Source organism: Pseudomonas frederiksbergensis (genome assembly GCF_003732275.1).
Lineage (GTDB): Bacteria > Pseudomonadota > Gammaproteobacteria > Pseudomonadales > Pseudomonadaceae > Aquipseudomonas > Aquipseudomonas frederiksbergensis_H.
In genome coordinates, this window is sequence record NZ_MOBM01000039.1 from 977,857 (window position 1) to 999,092 (window position 21,236).

Annotated in this window: 19 protein-coding genes and 1 tRNA gene; 6 read left to right on the plus strand and 14 right to left on the minus strand. The window is 58.4% G+C overall.

Translation table 11 applies throughout. From position 1 onward, the window contains the following. Positions 1-202: 202 nt before the first annotated feature. Both recJ and BK662_RS30750 read right to left on the minus strand, forming a co-directional pair. Positions 203-1,912: a single-stranded-DNA-specific exonuclease RecJ gene (gene recJ / locus BK662_RS30745; RefSeq protein WP_123360679.1), complete on the minus strand. Its 1,710-nt coding sequence runs from the start codon at positions 1,910-1,912 to the stop codon at positions 203-205. A gap of 66 nt (positions 1,913-1,978) precedes the next feature. Then, positions 1,979-2,521, minus strand: coding sequence for a YaeQ family protein (locus BK662_RS30750; RefSeq protein WP_007897614.1), 543 nt, complete (start codon positions 2,519-2,521; stop codon positions 1,979-1,981). A 147-nt stretch (positions 2,522-2,668) separates the two neighbouring features. On the opposite strand from BK662_RS30750, the gene BK662_RS30755 reads away from it, so the two are divergent. Together BK662_RS30755 and BK662_RS30760 are read left to right on the plus strand one after the other, a co-directional pair. Next, a complete protein-coding gene (locus BK662_RS30755; RefSeq protein ID WP_123360680.1) occupies positions 2,669-3,868 on the plus strand; it encodes a CaiB/BaiF CoA transferase family protein in 1,200 nt (399 codons plus the stop codon). After that, positions 3,849-4,775 carry a TIGR02285 family protein gene (locus BK662_RS30760; protein ID WP_123360681.1) on the plus strand — a complete coding sequence of 309 codons (927 nt, stop codon included), beginning with the start codon at positions 3,849-3,851 and terminating at the stop codon, positions 4,773-4,775. Before BK662_RS30755 ends, BK662_RS30760 begins: the two co-directional genes overlap by 20 nt. Positions 4,776-4,945: 170 nt before the next feature. Here BK662_RS30760 and BK662_RS30765 read toward each other — a convergent pair whose 3' ends face one another. From BK662_RS30765 to queA, 12 genes are all read right to left on the minus strand, one after another. Continuing rightward, positions 4,946-5,233, minus strand: a complete 288-nt coding sequence (locus BK662_RS30765; RefSeq protein WP_008014014.1) for a DUF3509 domain-containing protein — start codon at positions 5,231-5,233, stop codon at positions 4,946-4,948. Positions 5,234-5,612: 379 nt separating this feature from the next. Further along, positions 5,613-6,968 carry a transporter substrate-binding domain-containing protein gene (locus BK662_RS30775; protein WP_123360682.1) on the minus strand — a complete coding sequence of 452 codons (1,356 nt, stop codon included), beginning with the start codon at positions 6,966-6,968 and terminating at the stop codon, positions 5,613-5,615. A 133-nt stretch (positions 6,969-7,101) separates the two neighbouring features. Then, positions 7,102-8,511: a threonine synthase gene (gene thrC, locus BK662_RS30780; RefSeq protein WP_123360683.1), complete on the minus strand. Its 1,410-nt coding sequence runs from the start codon at positions 8,509-8,511 to the stop codon at positions 7,102-7,104. Between the two features lie 66 nt (positions 8,512-8,577). Beyond that, the gene (locus BK662_RS30785) at positions 8,578-9,882 is read right to left on the minus strand and encodes a homoserine dehydrogenase (protein ID WP_052964768.1); all 1,305 of its coding nucleotides are present in this window, start codon (positions 9,880-9,882) and stop codon (positions 8,578-8,580) included. Positions 9,883-10,014: 132 nt separating this feature from the next. Beyond that, entirely contained in the window at positions 10,015-10,746 is a 732-nt protein-coding gene (dsbC, locus tag BK662_RS30790; RefSeq protein WP_123360684.1) for a bifunctional protein-disulfide isomerase/oxidoreductase DsbC, read from the minus strand. 319 nt (positions 10,747-11,065) lie between these two features. Continuing rightward, on the minus strand, positions 11,066-11,962 hold the full coding sequence (xerD, locus tag BK662_RS30795; RefSeq protein WP_019651849.1) for a site-specific tyrosine recombinase XerD: 897 nt from the start codon (positions 11,960-11,962) through the stop codon (positions 11,066-11,068). 136 nt (positions 11,963-12,098) lie between these two features. Then, on the minus strand, positions 12,099-12,650 hold the full coding sequence (locus BK662_RS30800) for a glycine zipper 2TM domain-containing protein (protein ID WP_123360685.1): 552 nt from the start codon (positions 12,648-12,650) through the stop codon (positions 12,099-12,101). A 121-nt stretch (positions 12,651-12,771) separates the two neighbouring features. Then, entirely contained in the window at positions 12,772-13,686 is a 915-nt protein-coding gene (gene secF / locus BK662_RS30805) for a protein translocase subunit SecF (RefSeq protein WP_123360686.1), read from the minus strand. A gap of 9 nt (positions 13,687-13,695) precedes the next feature. After that, positions 13,696-15,564, minus strand: a complete 1,869-nt coding sequence (secD, locus tag BK662_RS30810; RefSeq protein WP_123360687.1) for a protein translocase subunit SecD — start codon at positions 15,562-15,564, stop codon at positions 13,696-13,698. A 63-nt stretch (positions 15,565-15,627) separates the two neighbouring features. Beyond that, complete coding sequence (gene yajC / locus BK662_RS30815) at positions 15,628-15,963, minus strand: preprotein translocase subunit YajC (RefSeq protein WP_008014002.1); 336 nt, start codon at positions 15,961-15,963, stop codon at positions 15,628-15,630. Between the two features lie 43 nt (positions 15,964-16,006). After that, a complete protein-coding gene (tgt, locus tag BK662_RS30820; RefSeq protein ID WP_162130630.1) occupies positions 16,007-17,122 on the minus strand; it encodes a tRNA guanosine(34) transglycosylase Tgt in 1,116 nt (371 codons plus the stop codon). A gap of 14 nt (positions 17,123-17,136) precedes the next feature. Further along, entirely contained in the window at positions 17,137-18,201 is a 1,065-nt protein-coding gene (gene queA / locus BK662_RS30825; protein WP_123360688.1) for a tRNA preQ1(34) S-adenosylmethionine ribosyltransferase-isomerase QueA, read from the minus strand. Between the two features lie 107 nt (positions 18,202-18,308). Here queA and BK662_RS30830 point away from each other — a divergent pair. The 4 genes from BK662_RS30830 to BK662_RS30845 all read left to right on the plus strand — a co-directional run bounded on the left by BK662_RS30830 (position 18,309) and on the right by BK662_RS30845 (position 21,092). Further along, positions 18,309-18,393, plus strand: a tRNA-Leu gene (locus tag BK662_RS30830). 208 nt (positions 18,394-18,601) lie between these two features. Beyond that, positions 18,602-19,810, plus strand: a complete 1,209-nt coding sequence (locus BK662_RS30835; RefSeq protein ID WP_123360689.1) for a tyrosine-type recombinase/integrase — start codon at positions 18,602-18,604, stop codon at positions 19,808-19,810. Positions 19,811-19,912: 102 nt separating this feature from the next. Beyond that, positions 19,913-20,770 (plus strand): DUF6387 family protein, encoded by an 858-nt coding sequence (locus BK662_RS30840; protein ID WP_123360690.1) that lies wholly within the window; start codon positions 19,913-19,915, stop codon positions 20,768-20,770. A gap of 112 nt (positions 20,771-20,882) precedes the next feature. After that, a complete protein-coding gene (locus BK662_RS30845) occupies positions 20,883-21,092 on the plus strand; it encodes a helix-turn-helix transcriptional regulator (RefSeq protein WP_123360691.1) in 210 nt (69 codons plus the stop codon). Positions 21,093-21,236 lie beyond the last annotated feature (144 nt).

Consider the following 21,236-nt stretch of genomic DNA (forward strand, 5'->3'; position numbering starts at 1 on the left):
GAAAAAGGTGCAGCACCCGCCCCCGCGGGCAAAAAATTCGACAAAACGTCACAAGGATAATCAAGCAGTGCTTAGAGCCTAGTCGACATCGGAGATCAGCGGAGGGTTCAAGAAAAGATCGCAGCCTTCGGCAGCTCCTACAACGGCATGACGTACACCTGTAGGAGCTGCCGAAGGCTGCGATCTTTTGATCTTTAATGCACTATCGAGGTTCGATGTGGGCAATCATCAACTGAACGGTCTCGTTCCCACGGAACTCGTTAAGGTCGAGTTTGTAAGCCAATTCGACCCACTTGATGGTCGGATTCGGCCAGATATCACGGTCGATCCCGAAGGCAATGCCGTCCAGCTTCACCGAACCGCATTCACTCTTCAGCACCACTTTGAGGTGTCGTTCACCCACAACACGCTGCTCGACCAACTGAAACACCCCGTGAAACAGCGGCTCCGGGAAGTGTTGCCCCCAAGGCCCGGCGTGGCGCAGGGCGCGGGCCAGTTCCAGGTGGAATTCTTCGACCGCCAAAGTGCCGTCCGACAGCAGGCGCCCGGTCAGGTCTTCTTCACGCAATTGCCTACGCACTTCAGCGTCAAAGGCCTCGGCAAACAACGGAAAATTCGCTTCCGGCAACGTCAGGCCCGCCGCCATGGCGTGACCACCGTATTTACTGATCAGGTTCGGATGCTGCGCCGCGACCACGCTCAAGGCATCGCGAATGTGAAAGCCCTGGACCGAACGCCCCGAGCCCTTGAGCAGGCCATCACCTGCATCGGCAAAGGCAATGGTCGGACGGAAATAGCGCTCTTTCATACGCGACGCGAGGATTCCGATGACGCCCTGGTGCCACTCAGGATCGAACAGGCACAGGCCGAACGGCATCGATTCCACTGGCAAATCCTTGAGCTGGGCCAGCGCCTCACGCTGCATGCCCTGTTCGATGGATTTGCGGTCCTGGTTCATGCCATCCAGTTGAGCGGCCATTTCACGGGCAGCGCCCGCGTCTTCGGTGAGCAGGCATTCGATGCCCAGGCTCATGTCATCCAGACGCCCCGCCGCGTTCAGACGCGGGCCGAGGATGAAGCCCAGGTCGGTGGAAGTGATGCGCGAATGGTCACGTTTGGCCACTTCAAGGATCGCCTTGATTCCCGGCCGCGCGCGCCCCGCGCGAATCCGCTCCAGGCCCTGATGCACCAGAATCCGGTTGTTGGCATCCAGCGGCACCACGTCGGCGACGCTGCCCAGCGCCACCAGATCCAGCAGTTCGCCAATGTTCGGCTGCGGCTTGCTCTCGTACCAACCCAGGCTGCGCAAGCGCGCGCGCAGGGCCATCAGCACATAGAAGATCACCCCGACACCGGCCAGGGCTTTGCTCGGAAACTCACAACCCGGCTGGTTCGGATTGACGATGGCATCGGCCAACGGCAGCTCGTCGCCGGGCAAGTGGTGATCGGTGACCAGCACCTTGAGCCCGGCCTTTTTCGCCGCCGCCACGCCTTCGACGCTGGAGATGCCGTTGTCCACGGTGATCAGCAGTTGCGGCTCGCGGGTCAGCGCCACTTCGACGATCTCTGGCGTCAGGCCATAGCCGTACTCGAACCGGTTCGGCACCAGATAGTCGACATGCGCCGCGCCCAACAGGCGCAACCCCAGCATACCCACGGTACTGGCCGTCGCACCATCGGCGTCGAAGTCACCGACGATCAGAATCCGCTGACGTTGCTCCAGGGCCGTCACCAGCAAATCCACCGCCGCATCGATGCCTTTGAGTTGCTGGTACGGAATCAGCCGCGCCAGGCTCTTGTCCAGTTCAGCCTCGGATTGCACGCCCCGCGCTGCGTAAAGGCGGGTCAGCAGCGGCGGAATATCACCGAGGAATGGCAGGGTGTCGGGCAACAGGCGAGGTTCGATGCGCATGGGGTGACAGGTGCTTCTCTTGAATACGTAGGATAAAACCGGGTAACGCGGTTCAGCGGCGAATAATCAGCCGCGTTCGCCGCTCAGCCATTGCAACTGGACTTCGTGCTGACCACGGTCGTCGGTGACGAAAATCGTTCCTTCGCTGATCATCACATCCCACTTGATAACGCGCGGCATGTCCTTGGCCAGGGTTTCCAGCACTTCCTGAGGCACAGCGGCGATGTGAACGTTTTTCAGGTTTTTGATCGCCGGAATCACTTTGGTTTCCCAGACACGCAGGCTGCCGTAAGCCAGCAGGCTGGTGCGCTCGGTGCGGCGCGAGCACCAGGTCAGGCGATCGGCGTCTGGCTGGCCGACTTCGATCCAGTGCAGGACACGATCATCCAGGCTCTTTTCCCACAGCGCTGGCTCATCCACGTCTGACAGACCGCGACCGAAGGACAACTGCTCGTTGTACCAGAAGGCGTAGGCCAGCAGCCGCACGGTCATGCGCTCTTCGGTTTCCGAAGGGTGACGGGCGATGGTCTGCTTCACGCTCTCGTAGACGCTGCGGTCGAGGTCGGTGAGGTTCAGTTCAAACTTGTAGGTCGTGGACGGCTGGGCCATGAACGGGCTTCTTGATACGAGGAAAGGCGGCAAGTCTAACCGATGCAACAGGCAATCAACGAATTGAAGGCGATCAACTTTGGGCGACGGACGTCGGCCTATGTTAAAACTCTGCATCCGTTCAGCCTTTGTCCTACAGGATTCAGCATGCCGTTCTCCAACAAACCGCTCTCCGGTCTGAAAGTCATCGAATTGGGTACGTTGATTGCCGGACCGTTTGCCTCGCGTATTTGCGGCGAGTTCGGCGCCGAAGTGATCAAGATCGAGTCCCCGGACGGCGGTGATCCGTTGCGCAAATGGCGCAAGTTGTATGAAGGCACTTCGCTGTGGTGGTTCGTTCAGGCACGGAACAAAAAGTCTCTGACCCTGAACCTGAAACATCCGGACGGCTTGGCGATTCTGAAACAGCTGCTCAGCAAAGCGGACATTCTGATCGAGAATTTTCGCCCCGGCGTGCTGGAAAAGCTCGGTCTGGGCTGGGAAGTCTTGCACGCACTGAACCCGAAACTGGTAATGGTGCGGCTCTCGGGCTTTGGCCAGACCGGGCCGATGAAAGATCAGCCGGGCTTCGGTGCGGTCGGCGAGTCCATGGGCGGCCTGCGCTACATCACCGGGTTCGAGGATCGGCCGCCAGTGCGCACCGGGATTTCCATCGGTGATTCGATTGCCGCACTCTGGGGCGTGATCGGCGCGCTGATGGCCTTGCGTCATCGCGAGGTCAACGGCGGCTTGGGGCAAGTGGTGGACGTGGCGCTGTATGAAGCGATCTTCGCCATGATGGAAAGCATGGTCCCGGAGTTCGATGTGTTCGGCTTCATCCGCGAGCGCACCGGCAACATCATGCCGGGCATCACGCCCTCCTCCATTCACACCAGCGCCGACGGCAAACACGTGCAGATCGGCGCCAACGGTGATGCGATCTTCAAACGTTTCATGCTGATCATCGGTCGCGAAGACTTGGCCAACGACCCTGTGCTGGCCAGCAACGACGGACGCGACAGCCGTCGCGACGAGATTTACGGGGTGATCGATCGCTGGGTCAACTCACTGCCGCTCGAGGCGGTGATTGAGCAACTGAACCAGGCCGACGTTCCCGCCAGCCGAATCTTCAGTGCCGAAGACATGTTCAGCGATCCGCAGTACCTGGCCCGGGAAATGTTCCTGCAAGCCAAGCTGCCCGACGGCAAGGACTTCAAGATGCCCGGCATTGTGCCGAAACTCTCTGAGACACCCGGTAGCTCCGAATGGGTCGGGCCGCAGCTGGGTGAACACAATGCGCAGGTACTCCACGATCTTGGCTACGACTCGGCACAGATCACACAGTTGCGTGAAGACGGGGCCATCTAAGCTGAAGCGCCTGCTTTCATCAGTCATCGGTTACGCCGGCACAGGTCGCGCGCTGACGGCGCTCGGGCTGTTGGCGGGGCTGATATCCCCGGCCCTGGCGCAACCTAAAGAGCATTTGCTCTGGCTGCTGCGCGATCTGCCGCCACTGACGGTCTTCGAGGGCCCGAAAAAAGACCAGGGGGTTATTGATCAACTGATGCCGCTGTTGATCGCCGACATGCCGCAATACGAACATACCCTGATGCGGATCAATCGCGCCCGTGGCATGCAAATGCTCCATGAAGAATCCTTGACCTGCGACCCCTCGCTGATTTGGAGCAGGGAGCGCGAGCAATGGATCGCCTTTTCCATCCCGGCTTTCCGGATGGTCAGCAATGGGTTGGTAATCCGACGTGAAGATCGATCGGTGCTGGAACCCTTTCTCTTTGGCGATGAAGTCGACCTGGCAGCTCTGTTGGCCAGTGGTCAAGAGAAAGTCGGGGTGATCGCCGAGCGCCGTTACGGTCAGTTCCTCGACACGCTGCTACAACAGGCGCCGCCCGGCGTGCTGACGCCCCACTACGGCAATAACGCCCTTGGCAGTCTATTGCAGATGCAGCGGCTGGGTCGTTTGCAGGTGGTCTTGGGCTACTGGCCGGAAATCCGCTATCAGGCTCGTCAGGAACATATTGCCGATGATCAGTTGGAGTTTTATCCGGTCAAAGGCACGGGCAAGTACCTGTCCGGGTACATCGGTTGCTCGAATACGCCCCAGGGGCGAGAGGCAATCAGTGAAATCAATCAGCTATTGCGCGCCCTGCCCCGCGAGCGCCTGGACCCGCTGTACGCCGACTGGCTCGATCCGCAAAGACGCAAGGACTACCTGGAAGAAACCCGGGCCTTCTTCGAGCGTCAGGCCGCGCAGTGACAAATCACAGGCAAAAAGAAACCCCGAGAAGTGGGGAGACGACTCGGGGTTAAACGTGGCCTACATAAAGACCAGTAGCAACAAGCTACAAGCACCGGAGCACAATGCTTGATCCTGCTGTTACATGGTCTGACTGACCTTGGCGCAGGAAGGTTCCCACAAAAAACAATTCAATTTCGGCTGGCCAGGATCTTGTCCTGAGCAGCATTGCGCAACGCCGCGATGACACAGGGCTCCAGACGTCCTTCAGCGATCAGCACGTCGCGGTGCAGCCCGTCGACGACATCCGTCAGCAGACGTTTGTCGGTTAACTGGGCCTGATTGAACGCCCGTTCGACCACGATAGCGCCGCTCGTACTCTTCAGTGTCACCAGGCATTCGCCATGGGCACCCGATGGGGTCAACTTGACCAGATACGGGCTCAGAGCCTCACCGAGCAATAGACTGATACTTTCCATCTCGATCACCACTCAATAGTCCGAAAACAAAGTGCCTGGGGCGTGTCCACAGTAAATGACCACAGGCCCGAGAAGAAAGTTCTGGATTCCAACGGCAGGCGCACCGGCGCCTCTGGTAGTTAGAGCATGCACGGTAAAGATGACAGTAAAAAAACAGCTGATCCGTGCTTAATGCCAGTCAGTGAAGAAAGGATGTCAAGTGCAAAACCTGTGGCGAAGGGGGCTTGCCCCCGTTGGACTGCGAAGCAGTCCTAAAACCTGCAACCTCATTCTGCCAAGCACACCGCATGCACCGGATTTGCGACTGCTTCGCAGCCGAACGGGGGCAAGCCCCCTCGCCACAGGTTTTGGCCTTCACTTAACTGACTGGCATTACCCTTCATGCCTGCCTTGTACGCTTGCCGACATCGCTCCATCCGCCGAGCAGTCCTCGCAATTGACCGTCCGCACTGTAGAACGGCACCGTCCACTGGTAGATATCCCTGACGCCGTCCTTGAACGTCAACTGACGTTCGCTGAAGCGGGTCTTGCGAGTAGCGAGCTGGGCCATGAACTCGGCGTGCAACTGCTCGGCGGTCTCTTTGGGCAAGACATCGAGTTCGGTCAGTTGTCGCCCCTGAACCTGGTTGAAACGGGTCGACAAGCGCTCCTCATAACTTCTGTTGCACATGATCAAACGCCCTTCCAGATCACGCACGAACATCGGATCCGGCATGGCATCTATCAATGCATGCTGGAAGGCAAGCTGGTCATTGAGGTCTTTTTCGGCATCCAGACGTTGCTTGATCAGTGCAGCGAGCCGGCGGTTCCAAAGCAATGAGAGCACGCCGAACAGGCTAACGATGAATAGGCTCCAGCAGCCCCACTGGGTTATACGCTGCCAGGCCGAAGGGGCGTGTACCGGTGCAACTCCATTCAGCCATTTCAACCGCATGGCGCGTAACTTGGCGGGTGGAAATGCCTCCAGCGCCTTGTTGAGGATGCTCAATAACTGCGGCTGTCCTTTGCGGACGGCCAAATGATCAGCCTCCCATTTGCCCTCCACCGCCTGCCCTACCTTGAGCCGGCCCAAGGGGTAGAGCTGCGCTCCGATTTCGTTTTCAATGGTGGCGTAAGCCTCACCACTTTCGACCAGTGCCCGGGCTTCAGCGTAGGTTTTGACTGAGCGCAGCTCGATCGCCGGGTAGTCACGACGAATGACCCCCTCCAGGGCGTGCCGGGTCGGCAAGACCAGGACTTTTTTCGAAAGCTGTTCCAGGGACTGTAACGCAGGCGTGCCGGCCAGCCCCACGAGTACCCAGCCCGCCCCGCCGAACGCATGACTGAAATCGAGAAACATCTTGCGCTCGTCATTCATCGCCAGCGTCGTGCTCATGTCCGCCGCGCCGCTTTCCAGTCGCTCCAGCAGTTGGTCGGTGGAAAACGACTCTTCATGGACGAACCGCAACCCTGTCATGGCGCTGATGCGGTTGAGCACATCGTTGTTCAATCCGCTCCAGTGGCCATGCTCATCCTTGAACAGATACAGCGGGTACTGAGCCGACGCGACGATAACTATCGGATGTTCAGCGATCCATTGCCGCTCCTGAGCGTCCAGCTCAATGCGTTCGACGGTGGTTGGCTCCCGGGATTCATGTGTCGCCAATTGTGCGGCCTTCACCCATTGCCCAAAGCCCAGGGCGCCCAGCAAAAACATCCAGCATACGACTGGTTTAAACCCTCTAAAAAACAGCATTGCCACTTCCTTGGTGATCGTCTCGCCCGTCCTTCATGGGCGGCTCTTCTTTTACGAAACCCGACAAGTGTGGCATGCAGAAATGAGAAAGCCCGTCAGGAGACGGGCTTCAAAATGTGACAGCTTTTACCGGTTACAGCGGCTTGCCGCGGTTGCCATGCTGACTGACAAAGGCCTGCACGGCTTTCAGGTCGTTCGGCAACACGGTGCAACGCTCATCTCGCTCAAACAAATCAGAAAGATGTGCAGGTAGTTCAAGCGCTTTTCCTACACCGGCTTTTTCCACCGCATCCGGGAATTTGACCGGATGGGCCGTGCCCAGGATCACCATCGGGATATCCAGGCTGCGACGGCATTCGCGCGCGGCCTTCACGCCGATGGCCGTGTGCGGGTCCAGCAGCTCGCCGGTTTGCTCAAAGACTTCGGCAATGGTTTCGCAGGTTTGGGCGTCGTCCACGGCCAGCGAATCGAACAGTTTGCGTGCCTCGGTCCAGCGTTCCTCTTCGACGCTGAAACCGCCGCCCTGCTTGAAGGTGTCCATCAAACCGGCAATCGACGCGCCGTTACGACCGTGCAGGTCGAACAGCAGGCGTTCGAAGTTCGACGACACCATGATGTCCATGGACGGCGACAGCGTGGCGTGCAGGGTTTCCTTGACGTACTGATTGCCGCTCATGAAGCGGTGCAGGATGTCGTTGCGGTTGGTGGCGACGATCAACTGGTTGATCGGCAGGCCCATGTTGCGTGCCAGGTAACCGGCGAAGATATCGCCGAAGTTGCCGGTCGGTACCGAGAACGACACCGAACGCGCCGGGCCGCCCAATTGCAGGGCTGCGTGGAAGTAGTAAACGATCTGGGCCATGATCCGCGCCCAGTTGATCGAGTTCACCGCCACCAGGCGCGTGCCCTTGAGGAAGCTCTGGTCGGCGAAGCTGGCCTTGACCATTTCCTGGCAGTCATCGAAGTTGCCTTCGATGGCGATGTTATGGATGTTCTCGCCGAAGATAGTAGTCATCTGGCGACGCTGCACTTCGGACACACGGTTGTGCGGGTGCAGGATGAAGATGTCGACGTTTTCGCAGTGCTTGCAACCTTCGATCGCCGCCGAACCGGTGTCGCCGGAGGTAGCACCAACAATCACCACGCGCTCGCCGCGCTTTTCCAGCACGTAGTCGAGCAGACGACCCAGCAATTGCAGGGCGAAGTCCTTGAACGCCAGGGTCGGGCCGTGGAACAGCTCCAGTACCCATTCGTTGCCATTGAGCTGACGCAACGGTGCCACGGCGTTGTGGGAAAACACGCCGTACGTTTCTTCAAGAATCTTTTTGAAATCGGCATCAGGGATGCTGCCGGTCACGAATGGGCGCATCACCCGGAAGGCCAGCTCGTGATACGGCAGGCCGGCCCAGGAAGCGATCTCTTCCTGGGTGAAACGTGGCAGGTTTTCCGGGACGTACAGACCGCCGTCGGTGGCGAGACCGGCCAGCAGGACATCTTCGAAATTCAGGGCCGGTGCCTGGCCGCGGGTACTGATATAACGCATGACTGGCTCCAATAGACAGTGTTCGCAATGCCGGGCACGCGTGCGAGCCCGGTGAACGATAACGGCTTAGTTCAGGTGCTCGACGCGGATCCGTACGACCGGGCCGACCACGCCTTCCAAAGCCTCCAGGGCGGTGATCGCGTCGTTCATGTGCTGTTCCAGCACACGGTGCGTCAGCAGGATCATTGGCACCAGGCCGTCGTGTTCCTCGACTTCTTTCTGCATGATCGATTCGATGTTGATACCGCGCTCCGACAGGATGCTCGCCACCTGAGCCAACACGCCCGGATGATCCTTGGCCTGAATGCGCAGGTAGTAAGCGCTTTCGCAGGCTTCGATCGGCAGGATCGGATGGGCCGACAGCGAATCCGGCTGGAAAGCCAGGTGCGGTACGCGGTTTTCCGGATCGGAGGTCATGGCGCGAACCACGTCCACGAGGTCAGCGATCACCGACGAAGCCGTCGGCTCCATACCGGCGCCGGCGCCGTAGAACAGGGTCGAACCGGCGGCGTCACCGTTGACCATCACCGCGTTCATCACGCCGTTGACGTTGGCGATCAAGCGATCGGCCGGGATCAGCGTCGGATGCACACGCAACTCGATGCCGGCCGCGGTGCTGCGTGCCACGCCCAGGTGCTTGATGCGATAGCCCAGCGCTTCGGCGTAATTGACGTCAGCGGTGGTCAGCTTGGTGATGCCTTCGGTGTAAGCCTTATCGAATTGCAGCGGAATGCCGAACGCGATGGACGCCAGGATCGTCAGCTTGTGGGCCGCATCGATGCCTTCGACGTCGAAGGTTGGATCGGCTTCGGCGTAACCCAGGGCTTGCGCCTCGGCGAGTACGTCTTCGAAGGTGCGACCCTTCTCACGCATTTCGGTGAGGATGAAGTTGCCGGTGCCGTTGATGATCCCGGCCACCCAGTTGATGCGGTTGGCGGACAAACCTTCACGGATCGCTTTGATCACCGGGATGCCGCCGGCCACGGCCGCTTCGAACGCCACAATCACGCCCTTCTCGCGCGCCTTGGCGAAAATTTCATTACCGTGAACGGCGATCAGTGCCTTGTTCGCGGTGACCACATGCTTGCCATTCTCGATGGCCTTGAGTACCAGCTCGCGGGCAACGGTGTAGCCGCCCATCAGCTCTATAACGATGTCGATCTCAGGGTTCGTGGCCACTTCGAACACATCGTTGGTAATCGCAATACCGGTCGTCTGGAACTGAGGCTTTGGCGTGCGCATGGCAATTTGTGCCACTTCGATTCCACGCCCGGCACGACGAGCAATTTCCTCGGCGTTGCGCTGAAGTACGTTGAAGGTACCGCCACCGACGGTCCCTAACCCACAGATGCCTACTTTGACCGGTTTCACTGTGAACTCCCCATAAAACGGCCGACTCAAGGCCGGCCGTGAAAACAACCGCATGCTCGCGGCTCTCTATTAATGGCCCGACAATGTTGCCGCCAGACCATGATCGTCAAGGCTGACCGTGACGATGCGAAACTATTTCGCGCCCAGTGCCAGTTTGGCGACTTGTGGCGCAGGCTGGTAGCCCGGAATGACCTGTCCGTCGGCCAAAACGATGGCCGGTGTACCGTTCACGCCAATCGACTGACCGAGGGCGAACTGCTTGGAAACCGGGTTCTCGCACTTGGCGGCCTTGATTTCCTTGCCATCGACCATTTTGTCCATGGCCGCTTTCTTGTCCTTGGAGCACCACACGGCTTGCAGTTGCTCGTCACCCGGCGAGCCCAGGCCCTGGCGCGGGAACGCAACATAACGCACTTCGATACCCAGCTTGTTCAGTTCCGGCACTTCGGCGTGCAGCTTGTGGCAGTACGGGCAGGTGGTGTCGGTGAAGACCGTGATGTGCGACTTGGTTTCGCCGACAGCCGGGTAGACCACGGTTTCAGCCACTGGAATTCCGTTGATCAATTTGGAAATGCCCAGGCGTTCAGTCTTCTCGGTCAGGTTGACCGGTTTACCGTCCTTGAGCTGGAACATGTAGCCCTGAACGACGTACTGGCCGTCGGCACTGGCGTACAGCACGCGACTACCCTTGAGTTTGACTTCGTACAAGCCTGGTAGCGGGCTGGCGGTGATGGTTTCGACCGGGACATCAAGCTGGAGGTTTTCCAGGCTTTTACGAATGGCTTTGTCGGCCGCGTCATCGGCGACGGCAAAGGTGCTGACCAACGCAATGGCTGCGGCGGCGAAAATCTGGGTCAGACGCATGAGAACTCCTGAAGGCGGACAAATGGAACGTTCAGAACGCCCGTGCCGAAACACCGGGTCATAACCGCCCATCGTGCAAACCGGCAAAGCCTACCACATAAGGCCCCTGTGGCCGAATGCGGGTGACGCGAGACACCCTTGCCTGACTGACACCCATTATTGTGGCGAGGGAGCTTGCTCCCGCTCGGCTGCGTAGCAGTCGCAAATAGGCCAGTCGGGCTTTCCTGAGTAAATGCAACGCCTGGTTTTGGGGTTGCTGCGCAACCCAGCGGGAGCAAGCTCCCTCGTCACAGCAAGCTCCCTCGCCACAAGGTTTGCGCTAGCCTCTGGGGTGATGTTTGGCGTGCAGGTCCTGCAAGCGTGCGCGAGCGACGTGAGTATAGATCTGGGTGGTCGAAAGATCGCTATGGCCGAGCAGCATTTGCACCACCCGCAAGTCGGCACCGTGGTTGAGCAGGTGCGTAGCGAAGGCATGGCGCAGGGTATGCGGCGACAACGACTTGCCGATCCCGGCGACCTTGGCCTGATGCTTGATGCGATGCCAGAAGGTCTGGCGGGTCATCTGTTCGCCGCGAAGGCTGGGGAACAGCACATCGCTGGGACGCCCGCCCAGCAGCTCGCCACGGGCATCGCGCATGTAGCGCTCGACCCAGACAATCGCCTCCTCGCCCATCGGTACCAGCCGCTCCTTGCTGCCCTTGCCCATCACTCGCAGCACGCCCTGGCGCAGGTTGACCTGTTCCAGCGTCAGGCTGATCAGCTCCGTGACCCGCAAGCCACAGGCATAAAGCACCTCAAGCATGGCGCGGTCCCGCTGGCCGATGGCTTCGCTCAAGTCTGGCGCGGCCAGTAGCGCTTCCACATCGGCTTCCGACAAGGATTTAGGCAAGGGCCTGCCCAGTTGCGGCATATCGACGCGCAAGGTCGGATCGACAGCGATCAGCTTTTCCCGCAACAAATAGCGATAGAAGCCACGCACACCGGAGAGAAACCGCGCCGTAGAACGGGGCTTGTAGTTTTGCTCCAGGCGCCAGGCCAAGTGGTCTAGAATCAACTCGCGACCGGCGTTGATCAGTTCCAGGCCTTTCTCCTGCAACCAGCCGTTGAATAAGGCCAGGTCACTGCGATAGGCATCGCGGGTGTTATCGGAAAGGCCTTTTTCCAGCCACAGGGCGTCGAGGAACTGGTCTATCAGGGGATGATCGATGGCAGGCATGGAGTCTCAGAAAGGCAAGCATAAGGCCGCGAAAAATGAAGAGTCTTTCATAGCACGTTGGCGGTGAACATAAAATTCAGGCACAAAAAAAGCATCCCTTTCGGGATGCTTCTTTTTGCGTGAGGCGCTCAACTCATTACTGAGCCGGTTCGTTCTGCCCCAGGATCAACTTGCCTTCCTTGTCGACCGGAACCTGGTTGCCCGGATCGCGATCCATCCGCACTTTGCCTTCCTTGCCATCCAGCGAATAACGAACGTCGTAGCCTACAACCTTGTCGCTGATGTCATTCACCGTGTTACAGCGGGTTTGAGTGGTGGTGTAGGTATCACGCTCCTGCATGCCTTCCTGCACCTTGTTACCCGCATAACCGCCGCCGACCGCACCGGCCACTGTGGCGATTTTCTTGCCTGTACCGCCGCCGATCTGGTTGCCCAACAGGCCACCCGCCAGCGCGCCGACCACCGTACCGGCGATCTGGTGTTGATCTTTTACCGGCGCTTGCCGGGTTACTGCAACGTCCTTGCACACTTCACGTGGAGTCTTGATTTGTGTCTTGACCGGTTCAACGGCTAGAACTTGCGCATACTCAGGGCCGCTTTTTTTGACCAGGCTGTAGGTGGCAACAGCACCCCCGGCCGTCACACCAACAGCACCCAATACTGCACCAACCAGCATCGACTTGTTCACATGAACCTCCTGACCATCACATGCGGGACATGCCCGCGCTTCTCCCAGCCTTGGAGCATAAAAAAAGGCGCGAGTTCAATACTCGCGCCTTCTCGGCTTACAGCTGGAAAAGCGATAACCGTTATGGACGGTCGTCGACTTCCGTCTCTACCGCCGCAGCGGGAATCAGGTCCTCGCTGCTCAGGTTCAGCCAGATCAGCACCACGTTCGCGATGTAGATCGACGAGTAAGTACCCGCCAGAACACCGATGAACAGGGCAATGGAGAAGCCGAACAGGTTGTCGCCACCGAAGAACAACAGGGCCGCGATCGCCAGCAACGTGGAGATCGATGTCGCCATGGTCCGCAGCAGGGTTTGCGTGGTCGAGATGTTGATGTTCTCGATCAGGCTGGCCTTGCGCAGTACCCGGAAGTTCTCGCGAACCCGGTCGAATACCACGATGGTGTCGTTGAGCGAGTAACCGATGATTGCCAGCACCGCCGCCAGTACCGTCAGGTCGAAGGTGATCTGGAAGAATGACAGGATACCGATGGTCACGATCACGTCGTGGATCAGCGAAACGATCGCACCGACCGCAAACTTCCACTGAAAGCGGAAAGCCAGGTAGATCAAAATGCCGCCCAGCGCCATCAGCATGCCGAGGCCGCCCTGGTCGCGCAGCTCTTCACCGACCTGAGGGCCGACGAACTCGACACGCTTGACCGTCGCCGGGTTGTCGCCGCCGACTTTCAGCAGCGCTTCTGCCACTTGATGACCCAGCTGCGGGTCTTCACCTGGCATACGCACCAGCAAATCGGTAGTCGCACCGAAGCTCTGTACGATCGCTTCGTGATAACCCGATGTAACCAGCTGTTCACGCACCTTGGTGACATCAGCCGGACGCTCGTAGGTCAGCTCGATGAGCGTACCGCCGGTGAAGTCCAGGCCCCAGTTCATGCCCTTGGTGGCGACACTGAACAATGCCAGTGCGGTAAGGAACAATGTGACGCCGAACGCAATGTTGCGAACGCCCATGAAGTTGATTGTACGTAACATGGCAGCCCCTTAAATCCACAACTTCTTGAAGTCACGACCGCCGAAGATCAGGTTGACCATCGCGCGGGTCACCATGATGGCCGTGAACATCGAGGTAAAGATCCCGAGGGACATGGTCACTGCGAAACCCTTGACCGGGCCGGTGCCCATGGCAAAGAGAATCCCGCCGACCAACAAGGTTGTCAGGTTGGCGTCGAGAATCGCGGTGAATGCCCGGCCGAAGCCTTCGTTGATTGCCCGCTGCACGGTCATGCCGGCCGCGATCTCTTCACGTATCCGCGAGAAGATCAGTACGTTGGCGTCGACCGCCATACCCATGGTCAATACGATACCGGCGATACCCGGCAGGGTCAGCGTTGCACCCAGCAGCGACATCAGGGCCAGCAACATCACCATGTTCACCGTCAGCGCGACGGTGGCGATGAGGCCGAAGAAGCGGTAGATGGCCATGATGAACAGCGAGACAAACAGCATGCCCCACAGCGATGCATCGATACCTTTGGTGATGTTGTCAGCACCCAGGCTTGGGCCGATGGTGCGCTCTTCAGCGAAGTACATCGGTGCGGCCAGACCACCGGCACGCAGCAGCAGCGCCAGTTCGGACGATTCGCCCTGGCCGTTCAGGCCAGTGATGCGGAACTGGGCACCCAGCGGCGACTGGATGGTCGCCAGGCTGATGATCTTCTTCTCTTCTTTAAACGTCTGAACCGGCACGTCTTTCTCGACGCCGTTGACCACTTGCTTGGTGTAAGTGGTGACCGGACGTTGTTCGATGAAGATCACCGCCATGCTGCGACCGACGTTGCTGCGAGTCGCACGACTCATCAGCTCGCCACCGTGGCCATCCAGACGGATGTTCACTTCTGGCGTACCGTGCTCGCCGAAGCCAGCCTTGGCGTCAGTCACCTGGTCACCGGTAATGATCAGGCCACGTTCGATCAGCGCCGCAGGACGCTTGCCTTCACGGAACTCGAATTCCTCGGAAGTGGCTTTTGAAGCGCCAGGCTCAGCCGCCAGACGGAACTCAAGGTTGGCCGTCTTGCCGAGGATACGCTTGGCTTCTGCAGTGTCTTGCACGCCCGGCAGCTCAACCACGATGCGGTTGGCGCCCTGGCGCTGAACGATAGGTTCGGCAACACCCAGCTCGTTGACGCGGTTACGTACCGTGGTCAAGTTCTGCTTGATGGAGTATTCGCGGATTTCCGCCAGCTTGGCCGGGGTCATCGCCAGACGCAGTACCGGTTGGCCATTGAGGTCGGCCGGAACAATGTCGAAATCGTTGAAATTCTTGCGAATCAGCGCACGCGCCTCTTCACGGGCTGCTTCATCAGTGAAGCCCAGCTGAATGGCACCACCCAGTTGCGGCAGGCTGCGATAGCGCAGACGCTCTTTGCGCAACAGGCTCTTGACGTCGCCTTCGTAGACTTTCAGGCGTGCGTCGAGGGCTTTGTCCATGTCCACTTCCAGCAGGAAGTGCACACCACCGGACAAGTCCAGACCCAGCTTCATCGGGTGCGCGCCAAAACTGCGCAGCCATTGCGGGGTGGTTTGTGCCAGGTTCAGTGCAACGACGTAGTCATCACCCAATGCCTTGCGCACGACGTCTTTGGCTGGCAGCTGATCTTCAGCCTTGATCAGACGGATCAGACCGCCCTTGCCGCCCGCAGCCAGGGTGGCCGCCTTGACGTTGATCCCGGATTCCTTGAGCGCGGTGCTCACACGATCCAGATCAGCCTGAGTAACCTGCAGTGCAGTGCTTGCACCGCTGACCTGAATGGCCGGGTCATCAGGGTATAGATTGGGAGCGGAATAAATCAGACCGACCGCCAGCACCGCCAGGATCAGAATGTATTTCCACAGAGGGTATTTGTTCAGCATCACGCCGCCCGCTTATGACGCGGGGCGCCTTGCGCGCCCCGTCGATTGAGTAGAAGTTGAAACTTAGATCGCTTTGAGCGTGCCTTTTGGCAGCGTGGCGGCGATGGCGCCTTTCTGGAATTTCATTTCGACGGTGTCGGAGACTTCCAGAACAACGAAGTCGTCGGACACTTTGGTGATCTTGCCGGCGATACCGCCGGTGGTCACAACTTCGTCACCTTTTTGCAGGCTGCCCAGCAGGTTTTTCTGCTCTTTGGCGCGCTTGGCCTGTGGACGCCAGATCATCAGGTAGAAGATGACCAGGAAACCGACCAGGAAAATCCACTCAAAGCCGCCGCCCATTGGGCCTGCCGCAGGTGCAGCAGCGTCAGCCATGGCATTAGAGATAAAAAAGCTCATTTAGCACTCCAGTTGCAAATGTTGAATCTTGGGGTCAGAAAACTCAGTCCAAAGGCGGAACAGGTAACCCGCGTTTGGCGTAGAAGGCATCGACAAAGGCGGCCAATGTACCCTGTTGAATAGCCTCACGCAAACCAGCCATAAGCACCTGGTAATGGCGCAAATTGTGGATGGTATTCAACATGCTACCCAGCATTTCGCCGCACTTGTCCAGATGGTGCAGATAAGCACGGGAGAAGTTCTGGCAGGTATAGCAATCACAGGTCGGATCCAGCGGCGAATCATCATGGCGATGGAACGCGTTACGGATCTTCAGCACGCCTGTATCAATGAACAGATGCCCATTGCGGGCATTACGGGTTGGCATCACGCAATCGAACATGTCCACACCGCGGCGCACACCCTCAACCAGATCTTCCGGTTTGCCAACGCCCATAAGGTAACGAGGTTTGTCAGCCGGCATCTGGCCCGGCAGGTAATCCAGCACCTTGATCATCTCGTGCTTGGGCTCGCCCACCGACAGACCGCCGATGGCCAGGCCGTCGAAGCCGATCTTGTCGAGGCCTTCCAGGGAGCGCATGCGCAAATCCTGGTGCATGCCGCCCTGAACGATGCCGAACAGCGCCGCCGTGTTGTCGCCATGGGCGTTTTTCGAACGCTGGGCCCAGCGCAACGACAGTTCCATCGAGACGCGAGCGACGTCTTCGTCAGCCGGGTACGGAGTGCATTCGTCGAAGATCATCACGATGTCCGAGCCCAGATCGCGCTGGACCTGCATCGACTCTTCCGGGCCCATGAACACTTTGGCGCCGTCGACCGGAGAAGCGAAGGTCACGCCCTCCTCCTTGATCTTGCGCATCGCGCCCAGGCTGAACACCTGAAAACCGCCGGAATCTGTAAGAATCGGGCCTTTCCACTGCATGAAATCGTGCAGGTCGCCGTGCTTCTTGATCACTTCGGTGCCAGGACGCAGCCACAAGTGGAAGGTGTTGCCCAGAATGATTTCCGCGCCAGTGGCGGTGATATCCCGCGGCAGCATGCCCTTGACCGTGCCGTACGTGCCCACCGGCATGAAGGCCGGGGTCTCGACGGTACCGCGCGGGAAGGTCAAACGACCGCGACGAGCCTTGCCGTCTGTGGCAAGGAGCTCAAAAGACATGCGACTGGTGCGACTCATTCTGTTTCCTCAGGGCCTGTTTCTTTAGGGGCGGTAGGCGCGGGATTACGGGTGATAAACATCGCATCACCGTAGCTGAAAAAGCGGTATTCGTTGTCGACGGCGGCTTTATAGGCGGCCATGGTCTCGGGATAACCGGCGAACGCCGAAACCAGCATCAACAACGTGGATTCAGGCAAATGAAAGTTGGTGACCAGGGCATCGACCACATGAAACGGCCGACCCGGGTAGATAAAGATGTCGGTATCGCCACTGAACGGCTTGAGCACGCCATCGCGCGCGGCGCTTTCCAGGGAACGCACGCTGGTGGTCCCCACCGCCACCACGCGACCACCGCGAGCGCGGCAGGCTTCGACTGCATCGACCACGTCCTGACCGACTTCCAGCCATTCGCTGTGCATGTGGTGATCTTCAATCTTCTCGACGCGCACTGGCTGGAACGTGCCCGCACCCACGTGCAAGGTCACGAACGCAGTCTCGATGCCCTTGGCGGCAATCGCCTCCATCAGCGGCTGATCGAAATGCAGCCCCGCCGTCGGCGCCGCCACCGCCCCCAGGCGCTCGGCGTACACCGTCTGATAACGCTCGCGGTCCGAGCCTTCATCCGGGCGGTCTATATAAGGAGGCAACGGCATATGCCCGACGCGGTCGAGCAGCGGCAACACCTCTTCGGCAAACCCCAGTTCGAACAACGCATCGTGACGCGCCAGCATCTCGGCTTCGCCACCGCCGTCGATCAGGATCTTCGAACCCGGTTTCGGCGACTTGCTGGAACGCACATGGGCCAGCACGCGATGACTGTCGAGCACCCGCTCCACCAGAATTTCCAGCTTGCCGCCGGAAGCTTTCTGGCCAAACAGCCGCGCCGGAATCACCCGGGTATTGTTGAACACCATCAAATCGCCCGGGCGCAAATGCTCGAGCAAATCAGTGAATTGACGGTGTGCCAGGGCGCCGCTGACCCCATCAAGGGTCAACAGGCGACTGTTGCGACGCTCGGCCAAAGGGTGGCGAGCGATCAGCGAATCAGGGAGTTCGAAAGTAAAGTCAGCAACGCGCATGATGGGGTTCGTCTAGCAGGGGCCGGAAGTCTAGCCGAAATAATGAAAATTCTCTATGTACCTGATTGACCGACGGTAATCTCATCTCTATACTTCGCCGCCATTGAGCCCTGATGGCGGAATTGGTAGACGCGGCGGATTCAAAATCCGTTTTCGAAAGGAGTGGGAGTTCGAGTCTCCCTCGGGGCACCATGTACATATATCCAGCGGTCCCTACCAGACCCTGGAAAGCAGATAAACCGGCACTTACGCCGGTTTTTTTGTGCCTGCGATTCCCGAGCACTCCCTTGCAAGCCCCAGGTTATGTGAGTAGATTCGTGAGTAGATGAGTTTGGTCTAGAAATCTACTCACACATCGACGGGTACTCACTCCCGCCAGCGCTAGCGCTGAGGGGATGCCGTGGCACTCACCGATACAGCCGCTCGAACAGCGAAACCGCGCGAAAAGCTTTACCGCATGGCAGATGCGGCGGGCCTATGCCTCGAAGTAACACCTAGCGGTTCAAAGCTATGGCGATTCCGATATCGCTTCGGTGGCAAAGCTAAAATGATGGGGTTGGGCGCTTATCCCACCGTCACCCTCGCCAAGGCCAGGGAGCGCCGCGAAGATGCCCGTCGTTTACTGGCCAACGGCATAGATCCCACCGCCCACAAGCAAGCTGAAAAAACCGCCCAATCCGCCCTCGCTCATACTTTCGAGGAGTTGGCACGCGAGTGGTACGCCTACAACTCACCCCGCTGGGCCACCTCCACAGCAGCCAAGGCGCTGCAATATCTGGAGGCTGACATTCTCCCCGTTATCGGCCAACGCCCGGTGCAAGAAGTCACACGACCAGAACTGGTCGCTCTTGTACGCAAGGTCGAGAAGCGCGGTGCGCTCAACGTCGCCGGGAAAATACGCCAGTGGTTAAGTCAGATTTTTCGCTACGGTCTCGCCAAGGGGTCAGTGGAGTCGAACCCTGCCACCGACTTGGACGTGGTCGCCGCAATCGCACCGCGAACCAAAAACCACCCACATGTTCCCCTCTCGGAAATTCCCATTCTTCTGGGCAAACTCGATGCGGCCAAATGCGACGTCATGACCCGCATCGCCGTGCGCTTGCTTCTATTGACGGGCGTACGCCCCGGAGAACTGCGTCACGCACCTTGGGACGAGATCGATTTGGAGTCAGCCACCTGGACGATACCGGCTGCCCGAATGAAGGCACGTCGACCGCATGTCGTCCCACTCCCCCGTCAGGCGGTCGCCAGTCTGATCGAGCTCAAGGAGATCACCGGGAGTTACCCCATCGCATTCCCGGGCCGGAACAACCGGGAACGCCCTCAATCCGAAAACACCGTTAACAAGGCACTGCACCAGATTGGCTATGAAGGTCGACAGACCGGCCATGGATTTCGTCACCTCCTCAGTACCGAGTTAAACAGCCGCGGCTACAACCGGGACTGGATCGAGCGCCAGCTCGCCCACGGCGACCATGATGAGATTCGCGATACCTACAACCACGCCCACTACCTCGAGCCACGCCGGCAAATGATGCAAGCCTGGGCAGATTCGATAGACGCTCTTTGTGCTGGTGTGAATGTGGTGAGCATCAAGCGCAAGGCATGACAGCCCCAGCTCACCTCGCCCTGGAAATGGACGACGGACATCCCATCCGCCTAGCTGGCTGGCCGAACCATTCAAAATGGGAATTATCAGGTACGCATAGTAATGGCCAAATTTATCAGCATTGAAGAAATTCCGAAGTGGTACAACATCGATCACTACTTGTGTGTTGCTAAACTTCGAATGATCGACTTGTACAAACAACTCAGGCATAGACAATCTTTATTATACCTATTGGAAAAGAGCAACAATAAGGCTGACCCCCTTGCCGAAGAATACTTCTCTGCGTTTTCACGGGGTATCAAATACACGAGGGGAATCGCCGTGGAAGATGCGGAAATTCCAGACTTGCCCAGCATTGATGGAATGGACCTATCCCTTACAAATGAAAAATGCGGTGCTACCCCCCTGACGTTCAGGCACTTGTATGACCACGCGAGCAGCGTGCCGGGTTATGAATTTGACCCAGTACAATATTTTATTGATATGTGTAGCCTTATGTCAGAAAACCCACCCCCTACCAAGACACAAGATCCCCCACTCTTGCTCACTAACGAGATGTCAGTCAACGGAGTAAAATACGCCCTCCTCCGAGTAGATCAGGAGCTGCCTATTGAGCTTTTAAGAGAAAACGTTATCGAGCAGATTTTAAAGATGCGAGCCGCAATGCCCCCTTCCCCAAAGAAAAAGAGGTACCGCACTCCCTCTTTTGAGAGCTGGGCACGAAACGGCCTTTTGCCTTTCCTAGATTTGTTGATCTGGAAAATGGAGACAGGCGCCAACATTCCTGACCGAGTTATGGCAGCCGCAATCCGCCCGGGTCATGACATAGGTGAAAGCAACCTCCGAAAGACCGTAATCCCGCTAGCTAAAAGGCTGATGGCTGACGGTGGTTTAGCCGAGCTTCTGGAATTGGCTGCTACAGAGGCCTCACTGCATACGCCCATCAATGTGGAAAGTTAAGTGCACAATAGTTTTCCGGAATATTTCAACCGTTGAAATTTGGGACGTAAGTCGCAGCATAAATGTATCTAATCCGTAGCCATACCCAGCAGCCCCTTACGAGGTATACGGAATGGCTACTCAAGAACCCTGCCGCTTTATCCGCATCAAGGAAGTCCTGTCGATCACCTCGTTGAGTCAGTCGGAACTCTATCGCCGAATCAAGACCGGCACCTTTCCGGCCCAAGTAAAGTTGGCGCCAGGCCATTCGGCTTGGGTGCAGTCCGAGGTTGACACGTGGGTGACCGAGCGCATCGCCGCATCACGCACCGAGGCGGCGTGATGATTACCCAATCGATCACTCGTGACCTTTTGGTCCAGTTATGCCCATGCCCCGGACTGGGCACGACTGAAAGCGCAGCGGCACGACTGACGGAAATGGACGGAGTGATACCACTGACGTTCATCACTCGACGTCGGGCGGTGC

Coding starts and splice junctions, on each gene's coding strand:
- BK662_RS30775 (WP_123360682.1), bottom strand. CDS start 6,968: ATGCTGTTTTTTAGAGGGTTTAAACCAGTCGTATGCTGGATGTTTTTG.
- BK662_RS30750 (WP_007897614.1), bottom strand. CDS start 2,521: ATGGCCCAGCCGTCCACGACCTACAAGTTTGAACTGAACCTCACCGAC.
- xerD (WP_019651849.1), bottom strand. CDS start 11,962: ATGCCTGCCATCGATCATCCCCTGATAGACCAGTTCCTCGACGCCCTG.
- BK662_RS30755 (WP_123360680.1), top strand. CDS start 2,669: ATGCCGTTCTCCAACAAACCGCTCTCCGGTCTGAAAGTCATCGAATTG.
- secF (WP_123360686.1), bottom strand. CDS start 13,686: ATGTTACGTACAATCAACTTCATGGGCGTTCGCAACATTGCGTTCGGC.
- secD (WP_123360687.1), bottom strand. CDS start 15,564: ATGCTGAACAAATACCCTCTGTGGAAATACATTCTGATCCTGGCGGTG.
- BK662_RS30845 (WP_123360691.1), top strand. CDS start 20,883: ATGGCTACTCAAGAACCCTGCCGCTTTATCCGCATCAAGGAAGTCCTG.
- yajC (WP_008014002.1), bottom strand. CDS start 15,963: ATGAGCTTTTTTATCTCTAATGCCATGGCTGACGCTGCTGCACCTGCG.
- queA (WP_123360688.1), bottom strand. CDS start 18,201: ATGCGCGTTGCTGACTTTACTTTCGAACTCCCTGATTCGCTGATCGCT.
- BK662_RS30765 (WP_008014014.1), bottom strand. CDS start 5,233: ATGGAAAGTATCAGTCTATTGCTCGGTGAGGCTCTGAGCCCGTATCTG.
- tgt (WP_162130630.1), bottom strand. CDS start 17,122: ATGTCTTTTGAGCTCCTTGCCACAGACGGCAAGGCTCGTCGCGGTCGT.
- recJ (WP_123360679.1), bottom strand. CDS start 1,912: ATGCGCATCGAACCTCGCCTGTTGCCCGACACCCTGCCATTCCTCGGT.
- dsbC (WP_123360684.1), bottom strand. CDS start 10,746: ATGCGTCTGACCCAGATTTTCGCCGCCGCAGCCATTGCGTTGGTCAGC.
- thrC (WP_123360683.1), bottom strand. CDS start 8,511: ATGCGTTATATCAGTACCCGCGGCCAGGCACCGGCCCTGAATTTCGAA.
- BK662_RS30840 (WP_123360690.1), top strand. CDS start 19,913: ATGGCCAAATTTATCAGCATTGAAGAAATTCCGAAGTGGTACAACATC.